Here is a 9,772-nt window from a genome sequence, read left to right as displayed (position 1 = left end):
CGGCTTTTGCCATGCGTTCAAACGGGAACACTGAGTGAAGCCTGCCAAGCTCACTCTCATTAAAACTTTTGCGGTATTTTTCCAGAACATCAAATTCTGTGAAGCCCAAAGTTGGGTGAATTTCGGAAATATTTTGTATCTTAGCCATATCTTAGTCGGGGAATTTCCCCCGTTTTGGCCTTCAAACCTTATTTGCGGGGGAATACCTAAAGATACAAAAAAGCCAGCTAATTCGCAATATTTTGTGTATGAATTAGTTGGCTGATTTTATATTATTTACTGAATGTCCCTCCGTATGAAAAAGGTATTACTCCGCTTTCAGCGTTATCGGCAAGCTCTGCTTACCCTGATAGAATATCTTCGCTTTCACCACCGGCGCATCGCATTTCACCGGCGCTTCCCATAAAGCGGATTGGGCTGTCGGCTCGGATCCGTCCGTGGTATAACGTATCTCAGCGCCCCGAATGGACGTATTGGCATAAAGATTACCGTCTTTCACCGACAATCCCGGGTGAGGCAGGCGGAAATTGATACCGTTCTTCGCCCAGTAAGGCATCTCTATGTTGCTGATTTTTTCGTAATACAATGCCAAAGCCTTGTCGAAAGCCTGCTGTTCCTGCGCACCCGTCAATTTCCCCCATGCCGGGCAAGCATTCCAGCCGCGTTCCGCCAATCCCATGATTTTCGGGAAAAGAAGATATTCCACCCCGTCGAAGCTGCGGATAGTTTCGGCAAACAACTGGCCTTGCACACCCAGAATATGCTTTTTACCCTCTGCCGTCAGCGCCACCTTACCTCTCTCCGCCTTATCCAAATCAACGGCATTTCCTGCGCCGTCCGTGCGTAGCGAGCGGTAGATACTGAAAGGAAGCATGGAGAACGTCACCGCTTCGTCCACATAACCGCCCCAGTCGAGACCACGCTCGTCCGGATGCCCATTGTAAGCCATATCCATATAGAAATTGCCCACGTTGCAGAGAATAACCGGGTAACCGTCATTGGCAATCCGGTACACCACTTCGTCATACCCCGGAACCGTGTTCCAGCAATACACGCCTGCCACCTGGCTCCTCAACTGCCGGTGCGCCTCCTCGGTATGCCCCAAAGCCACTTCCTGCCAACCGCTTAGTTGCAAGCCGTTCTTATGCATGATATCCGCCATTCGCGTAATATAATACTCCGCCAAATCATGCGGTTTCGTCATGCCCTTCTCCTTCATCAGCGCCCGGCATCCGGGAGAACCCAGCCAAGCTCCCCGCGCCACTTCGTCACCGCCGAGGTGTACCGTAGTCAGCGGTACGCCGGCTTCCTTGTACATGGCTGCGAGTTCCCCAATCACTTTCTCCATGAAGCGGTAAGCGGAAGGCAGAGCCACATTGATAACATTGTCCGTATAATACTGGACGGATGCGTAGCGCGACGTATCCTCCGGTTCGCTCAACAGATACTCGGTAGCCTTCGCCGGGTCTGTTTCCTTATATTTATCGTAGCGGGCTTTCATGGAGACGATAGCGGCACGGGCATGTCCGGGCGATTCTATCTCCGGTATGACGCGGATATGCCTCTCGGCGGCATAACGCAACAGTCCGATAAAGTCCTCGCGGGAATAATGTCCGTTTCCAACCGTCGTGGCATCGGGGTCGTACCCGCCGTCATAACAGGGATAAAGACACCGGCTCTCGTCCGTGGTATGTCCGCGGCGGCTTCCTACGGCAGTCAGCTCTTCCAGCCCGGGAATTTCCAGGCGCCATGCCTCATCATCCGTAAAATGGAAGTGCAGCACATTCATTTTATAGGAAGCGAAAATATCCACGAGTTTCTTAAGATTGTCTACCGTAGTGAAGTTACGGGCAATGTCTATCATCTGCCCCCGGTACAAGAAATCGGGGTAATCCTCCACGGACATGGCATCCAGCCGGTAAGGTGCTTCCCTGTCTTTCAGCATCGCCAGCAAAGTCTGCGTGCCGTTGAAAATCCCGTGTGCGGTGGCAGCGCCAATCGTTATCCCGTCACCACCTATAACCAGGGTATAATACTCATCGTTCACAGCCTTTGCCTTGTCGGGCAACGTTTCCAAAGTAATCGTAACAGGAGCTTCACCGGTTATTTCCAAGCCATACAGGGCGGACAACTTCTCCTTCAGCAACCGTGCCTCGCCGACATATTCGTCCGGATAGGCCAGAGCCACCTTGCCGTCCAGTACGACATCGCCCCCGGCAGGAATTACCTTCTTCACCGACGGCAATATATCCGGCTGCTTCAAGGCGGGTGCATCTTTCAGCCGGAGATTCGATTCGTATATTACGGCTGCATCCGGATAACCGGGAAGCGATTCCGGCGAAGGCAGCGGAAGTGCATTCAACACTATGGGCAGCGGTTTGCCCTCCTTGCCACCGGCCGCAGCTACCCAATAAACACCCTCGGGCACATGCGAGTTCCGGTCTAACTTATAAGAACAACGGAAGGTGATACGTACGGAATCGCCGGGAGCCAGCGGAGTAAAATTCTCCGTAGGATACATCTTGAAGAAGTTCCCGTTCACCGCCTCCACCTTCACGGCAGGATTTCCCTCCTGCTTCACATAGCGGGGAAGCTGCGAATAATAAATCGTCCAGCCGCCGGCAAGGGGAGCTTCGGAGATGTTTTTAAGGACGAAAGAGTTCTCGTAATATCCGGGCTCGATGTCGCCCGCACCCATTTCCCATGTCAGGGCAACCGGTACTTCCGCTTCGCCACCTGCCTTGCATCCCGTAAATAATGCCAGTACGCACAATGACAGTACGGCACGAAAAAGTCTCAAAAATTTCATAAGATACTTGTGTTAAGTTAATAATAGGGGGTAATTCTATAAATATATTGCCAAAAATAAGCATTTTTAGTTTATTTACTAATAATTCTGATAGAAAATCTTTGCCGCAAGCTACAATTTAGAACTTTTATCTCTAAATTTGCGACCAATTCATAAACAAATCAACTAATCTATCATGGCTAAGATAACCAAAGAAGCTGCCTTGCTCTATCACTCGCAAGGCAAACCCGGAAAAATAGAAGTAGTGCCGACAAAGCCTTACAGTACGCAAACCGACCTCTCGCTCGCCTATTCGCCGGGCGTTGCAGAGCCGTGCCTCGAAATCGAGAAGAACCCGCAGGACGCGTACAAATATACAGCCAAAGGCAACCTGGTGGCTGTAATCTCCAACGGAACCGCTGTCCTCGGACTGGGCGACATAGGCGCTCTGGGCGGCAAGCCCGTAATGGAAGGCAAAGGACTGCTGTTCAAGATTTATGCCGGCATCGACGTATTCGACATCGAAGTGAACGAGAAAGACCCCGATAAGTTCATCGAAGCCGTCAAAGCCATTGCCCCCACCTTCGGCGGTATCAACCTGGAGGACATCAAGGCACCCGAATGCTTTGAAATAGAACGCCGCCTGAAAGAAGAGCTCGACATCCCCGTGATGCACGACGACCAGCACGGTACTGCCATTATCTCCAGTGCCGGATTGCTGAACGCCCTGGAAGTGGCAGGCAAGAAAATAGAAGACGTGAAAATCGTGGTAAACGGCGCCGGCGCATCCGCCACCTCCTGCACCAAGCTATACGAGTCGCTCGGCGCACGCCGCGAAAACATCCTGATGCTGGACAGCAAAGGAGTCATCACCAGCGACCGCGAAAACCTGACCGAGCAGAAACGCTACTTTGCAACCGACCGCCGCGACGTGCACACCCTTGCCGAAGCTATCAAAGGCGCCGACGTATTCCTCGGCCTTTCCAAAGGCAATGTGCTGACACAGGATATGGTACGCAGCATGGCGGCTCATCCTATCGTGTTCGCCCTTGCCAACCCCACCCCGGAAATCTCCTATGAGGACGCTATGGCGGCACGCCCCGATGTACTGATGTCCACCGGCCGTTCCGACTATCCGAACCAGATAAACAACGTAATCGGTTTCCCCTACATCTTCCGCGGTGCACTCGACACGCAGGCCAAAGCTATCAACGAAGAGATGAAGATTGCCGCGGTACATGCTATCGCCAACCTTGCCAAGCAACCCGTACCCGATGTGGTGAACGAAGCCTACCATGTGAACAACTTCACTTTCGGACCCGAATACTTCATCCCCAAACCAGTAGACCCGCGCCTCATCACCGAGGTTTCCTGCGCCGTGGCAAAAGCAGCAATGGAAAGCGGCGTAGCCCGCAAGCACATCGAAGACTGGGACGCCTACAAACTGCAACTGCGCGAGCTCATGGGCTACGAAAGCAAACTTACCCGCCAGCTCTACGACACCGCCCGCCGCAACCCGCAGCGCGTGGTCTTTGCCGAAGGCATCCACCCCAATATGCTGAAAGCCGCTGTCGAAGCCAAAGCCGAAGGTATCTGCCACCCTATCATCCTGGGCAATGACGAAGCTATCGAGAAGCTCGCAAAAGAACTCGACCTCAGCCTCGAAGGAATCGAAATCGTGAACCTGCGCCACCCTAACGAATCGGAACGCCGCGAGCGCTACGCACGTATCCTCTCCGAAAAGCGCGCCCGCGAAGGCGTTACCTACGAAGAAGCCAACGACAAGATGTTCGAGCGCAACTACTTCGGTATGATGATGGTGGAAACCGGCGAAGCCGACGCCTTCATCACCGGGCTATACACCAAATACAGCAACACTATCAAGGTAGCCAAAGAAGTTATCGGCATCCGTCCGGAATACAAGCACTTCGGCACGATGCATATCCTCAACTCCAAGAAAGGCACATACTTCCTTGCCGACACGCTTATCAACCGCCACCCCAATGCGGAAACGCTGATTGACATCGCCAAACTGTCGGAATACACCGTGCGCTTCTTCAACCACACGCCGGTCATGGCTATGCTGAGCTACTCCAACTTCGGTACGGACAAGGAAGGAAGCCCGGTAAGCGTGCACGAGGCTGTGGACTACATGCAGCAGCACTATCCCGAACTGGCTATCGACGGCGAAATGCAGGTAAACTTTGCCATGAACCGCGAATTGCGCGACGCCAAGTACCCGTTCACCCGCCTGAAAGGAAAAGACGTGAACACACTCATTTTCCCGAACCTCAGCTCCGCCAACTCGGCATACAAGCTGTTGCAGACAATGGACATGGATGCCGAGCTTATCGGCCCCATACAAATGGGACTGAACAAGCCTATCCATTTCACGGACTTCGAAAGCTCCGTACGCGACATCGTAAACATCACCGCAGTGGCAGTTATCGACGCCATTGTAGACAAAAAGAAAGCAGGTAAATGAAAAGGCGGTTATCCAAATTCCAAATAGTTTGCATTACACTCCTTTGGGTGGCACTTTGTTACATAGTACTGACATCAGCCGAACGAATTGACGGTCCTATCGTAGTAACTCTTGTCATTTCGGCGGCATTAGTATTCATCCCCGTAATAAAAGCACTCAAAAGAGGATAAATAATATCTTTTTATTCCTTTTTGCAGGATAAAACAACAAAAATGCTGTTTTATCCTGCATTTTCTTTATAAATTGTTTGTTTGTATCATTTTTATGTTTACTTTTGCAACCGCAATAACAGAGAAACAGGTAATAAGGTAACAAAGGTGAAAAAGCGATAACGGAGTCCACTATACAACCATACATACGACTGCATAAAAGCAAAGCCACCTGCCGCATTGCCGCTTCGCAATCGATATAGTGCAATAACCAATAAATAAGGAATAAATTATGAATGCAGCTAAGGTATTAGAAGACCTGAAAAGACGGTTCCCCAACGAACCGGAGTATCATCAAGCAGTAGAAGAAGTTCTTTCTACCATTGAAGAAGAGTACAACAAACATCCGGAGTTTGACAAAGCCAACCTGATTGAACGTCTTTGCATCCCCGACCGCGTTTACCAGTTCCGCGTTACATGGGTGGACGACAAGGGTAACGTCCAGACCAACATGGGCTACCGCGTACAACACAACAACGCTATCGGCCCGTACAAAGGCGGCGTACGTTTCCACTCCTCCGTAAACCTGTCTATCCTGAAGTTCCTCGCTTTCGAGCAGACCTTCAAGAACTCGCTGACTACCCTGCCTATGGGTGGCGGCAAAGGCGGTTCCGACTTCTCCCCGCGCGGCAAGTCGAATGCCGAAGTAATGCGTTTCGTACAAGCCTTCATGCTGGAACTGTGGCGCCATATAGGTCCCGAAACCGACGTACCTGCCGGTGATATCGGCGTAGGAGGCCGTGAAGTAGGCTTCATGTTCGGCATGTACAAGAAGCTCACGCACGAGTTTACCGGCACATTCACAGGCAAAGGCCGCGAATTCGGCGGTTCGCTGATTCGTCCGGAAGCCACCGGTTACGGTAACATCTACTTCCTGCTGGAAATGCTGAAAACCAAAGGAACCGACCTCAAAGGCAAGACCTGCCTCATTTCGGGTTCCGGCAACGTAGCCCAATATACAGCCGAAAAAGTACTGGAAATGGGCGGTAAGGTACTGACCATGTCCGATTCCGACGGCTACATCTACGACCCCGCAGGTATCGACCGCGAAAAGCTGGACTACATCATGGAACTGAAAAACCTCTACCGTGGACGTATCCGCGAGTATGCCGAGCAATATCCGGGCGTTAAGTACGTGGAAGGTGCACGCCCCTGGGGTGAAAAGGCAGACATCGCCCTGCCGTCCGCCACTCAGAACGAGCTGAACGGCGACGATGCCAAAAAGCTGATTGCCAACGGCGTAATGGCAGTATCCGAAGGAGCCAACATGCCCTCTACCCCGGAAGCTATCAGAGTATTCCAGGAAGCCAAAATCCTGTATGCCCCGGGCAAGGCAGCCAATGCTGGCGGTGTATCGGTATCCGGCCTGGAAATGACGCAGAACTCTATCAAACTGGGCTGGAGCTCGGAAGAAGTAGACGAAAAGCTGAAAAGCATCATGAAGAATATCCACGCAGCCTGCGTACAGTACGGCACGGAAGCCGACGGTTACGTAAACTACGTGAAAGGCGCCAACGTTGCCGGATTTATGAAGGTAGCCAAAGCGATGATGGCACAAGGCATACTATAATAACGTACAGCCATAGCATAAAAATAGAGGCGGGAAACGACAATGTTTCTCCCCTCTATTTTTTATTTAATAATATTTGCCTACATTTACTCCCCGTTAATAGAGATTTCAAAAAACACCCCATGAAACGACTGCTCTTGCTTTTATTCGGCTCGGCGCTGCTCGCCGCCTCCTACTGCCAGGCACAACCCCTCACCTCCGAAGAATGCCCCGTAACACTGAATACCGCCAGCGGAAACATCAAAGGCAAACTCCTTTTGCCCGCCAATACCGAAAGCTGCCCCGTAGTACTGCTCATCGCCGGCTCCGGCCCGACCGACATGGACGGCAACAATCCCGCGATGAAAAACAATGCGTTGAAACTCCTTGCCGAAGCACTGGTGCAAGAAGGCATAGCCTCCCTGCGTTTCGACAAACGCGGCATAGCCGGCAGTGCCCCCGCCGGTAAAAAAGAGTCCGAACTACGTTTCGAGAATTACGTAGACGATGTTGTCGGCTGGATAGACCTCCTCGCCAAAGACAAGCGCTTCACCGGCATCATCGTGGCAGGACACAGCGAAGGCTCGCTCATCGGAATGCTGGCCTGCCGAAACCGCCCCCGGATAAAAGGCTTCATCTCCATTGCAGGCGCAGGCAGCCCCGCATACGAAATCATAGAAAAACAACTGGCCGCCCAACAGCTCCCCGCATCCATACAAAAAGAAGCGGCGGACATCAACGAATCGTTGAAGAACGGAAAAGAAACGGCACAAGTTCCCCAATACCTGCAAGCCCTGTTCCGCCCTTCCGTACAACCCTACCTCATTTCGTACTACAAGTACAATCCGCAAACCGTCATCGCTACCCTAAAAATGCCCGTGCTGATACTTCAAGGCAAAAAGGACATCCAGGTGCAAGAGGAAGACGCCGTCCTGCTGAAAAAAGCATGTCCCCGGGCAGAGCTGGTACTGATAGACAAGATGAACCACGTACTGAAAGACTGCGAAAGCACCGCCCCGCAGCAGCAAATGGCCACCTACAACAACCCGACATTACCCCTCAATACCGTATTGAGGGACGCTATCGTGCGATTTATCGAAAGAAACCAATAAACAATAAAAACAAAGACCGATAACAGATATGACAACAAAAGAAATTCCCGTACTGCTCCTTACCGGCTACCTGGGCAGTGGCAAAACAACATTAGTAAACCATATCCTTTCCAATAAACAAGGCATCAGGTTCGCCGTCATCGTTAACGACATAGGCGAGGTAAACATCGATGCCGACCTTATCCAGAAAGGAGGTATCGTAGGCAAAAAGGACGAGAGCCTCGTAGCCCTCCAAAACGGCTGCATCTGCTGTACCCTGAAAATAGACCTGATAGAGCAGATTAGCGAAATCATGCGCATGGAGCGCTTCGACTACATCGTCATCGAAGCCAGCGGCATCTGCGAGCCGGAGCCTATCGCACAGACTATCTGCTCCATTCCCCGCATGGGCGGCATGTACACCAAATACGGCATCTGCCGCCTGGACTGCATCGTTACCGTGGTAGACGCCCTGCGCCTGCAAAGCGAATTTGCCTGCGGCAACGACCTTACCCGGAAAGGTATCGACGATGAAGACATCGAAAACCTCATCATCCAACAAATCGAATTCTGCAACATCATCCTGCTGAACAAAGCCGCCGAAGTAAAACCCGGGGAACTGGAACGTATCAAGCAGATTATCCGTACCCTGCAACCCGGAGCCGAAATCATAGAATGCAATTATGCAAACGTAGAGTTGGAGAAAATCATTCATACCAGGATGTTCGACTTCGAGCGCGTAGCCACCTCGGCAGGCTGGATTCGCGGCATAGAGCGCCAAGTAACCGAAGCGGAAGAAAAAGAAGCCCACGGGCATCATCATCACGAAGAAGAACACAAACGCGAACATCACCACGAAGAAGCCCACGGACACGAACACCACCACGAAGAAGAACACGGACACGAACATCACCACCATGAAGAAGGACACGGGCATCACCACCACCATGAAGGAGGCGAAGTGGAAGAATACGGCATCGGCACATTCGTTTACTACCGCCGCCCGGCTTTCGACATCCACAAATTCGACCGTTTCATCGCCACCAAATGGAGCCGCAACATAATCCGTGCCAAAGGCGTATGCTACTTCAGCCACAACCGCGACATGTCCTACCTCTTCGAGCAGGCAGGCACGCAGAAACAACTGACCGAAGCCGGCCTATGGTATGCCACAGCTCCCGAAAAAGACCTGATTGAACTGATGCGCCAGGAACCAGGCCTGTTACGCGACTGGGACGAGAAATACGGCGACCGCATGCAGAAGATTGTCTTTATCGGCCAGCACATGGACAAGGAACAGATTATACGCGACCTCGACGAGTGCCTGGAATAAATCGCGCCGGGTACATATCTGCCGATATGATATAAATAGGGATATTCAGTAAATGTCCCTAAAAATCAAGATGGCATATGAAGATGATAGAGCATACTCACTTCATATGCCATTTTTATAGTCCTATTCCTGTAATTTCTCACACAATCTTACCCTACAAGACATGACGCTCGGGAAGAAGTCTGAAGACATCTTCTGCCTCTGCCTGTAAAATCATATCATGCCGCTTTCACCGTCCTGTTCCTGATCTTGTCTATCATCAGTACGGCATTTGCCGTATGTATTCCAAAGAAAATCCACAGGATTTCCGTCTTCCT

5 protein-coding genes and 1 pseudogene are annotated in these 9,772 nt (G+C 51.4%); 4 read left to right on the top strand and 2 right to left on the bottom strand.

Features of this window, described 5'->3' with window-relative positions; all coding sequences use genetic code 11:
* Positions 1-148 (bottom strand): annotated as a pseudogene (locus tag C233_RS25205) (DDE transposase); the annotation flags it as partial.
* A 159-nt stretch (positions 149-307) separates the two neighbouring features.
* Positions 308-2,809 (bottom strand): family 20 glycosylhydrolase, encoded by a 2,502-nt coding sequence (locus tag C233_RS0121590; RefSeq protein WP_026314967.1) that lies wholly within the window; start codon positions 2,807-2,809, stop codon positions 308-310.
* Positions 2,810-2,984: 175 nt separating this feature from the next.
* Here C233_RS0121590 and C233_RS0121585 point away from each other — a divergent pair, with 175 nt between their 5' ends.
* From C233_RS0121585 to C233_RS0121570, 4 genes are all read left to right on the top strand, one after another.
* Positions 2,985-5,273, top strand: a complete 2,289-nt coding sequence (locus C233_RS0121585; protein WP_018669551.1) for an NADP-dependent malic enzyme — start codon at positions 2,985-2,987, stop codon at positions 5,271-5,273.
* Positions 5,274-5,714: 441 nt separating this feature from the next.
* Complete coding sequence (locus C233_RS0121580; RefSeq protein ID WP_018669550.1) at positions 5,715-7,052, top strand: NADP-specific glutamate dehydrogenase; 1,338 nt, start codon at positions 5,715-5,717, stop codon at positions 7,050-7,052.
* Between the two features lie 122 nt (positions 7,053-7,174).
* Positions 7,175-8,143, top strand: a complete 969-nt coding sequence (locus C233_RS0121575; RefSeq protein WP_018669549.1) for an alpha/beta hydrolase — start codon at positions 7,175-7,177, stop codon at positions 8,141-8,143.
* A 28-nt stretch (positions 8,144-8,171) separates the two neighbouring features.
* Positions 8,172-9,455, top strand: coding sequence for a GTP-binding protein (locus C233_RS0121570; protein ID WP_018669548.1), 1,284 nt, complete (start codon positions 8,172-8,174; stop codon positions 9,453-9,455).
* The last annotated feature ends 317 nt before the right edge of the window (positions 9,456-9,772 follow it).

It is taken from the genome of Bacteroides gallinarum DSM 18171 = JCM 13658, assembly GCF_000374365.1.
Lineage (GTDB): Bacteria > Bacteroidota > Bacteroidia > Bacteroidales > Bacteroidaceae > Bacteroides > Bacteroides gallinarum.
Note: the sequence above shows the minus strand (reverse complement) of the source record. Positions and strands in the feature narration are given on the sequence as shown.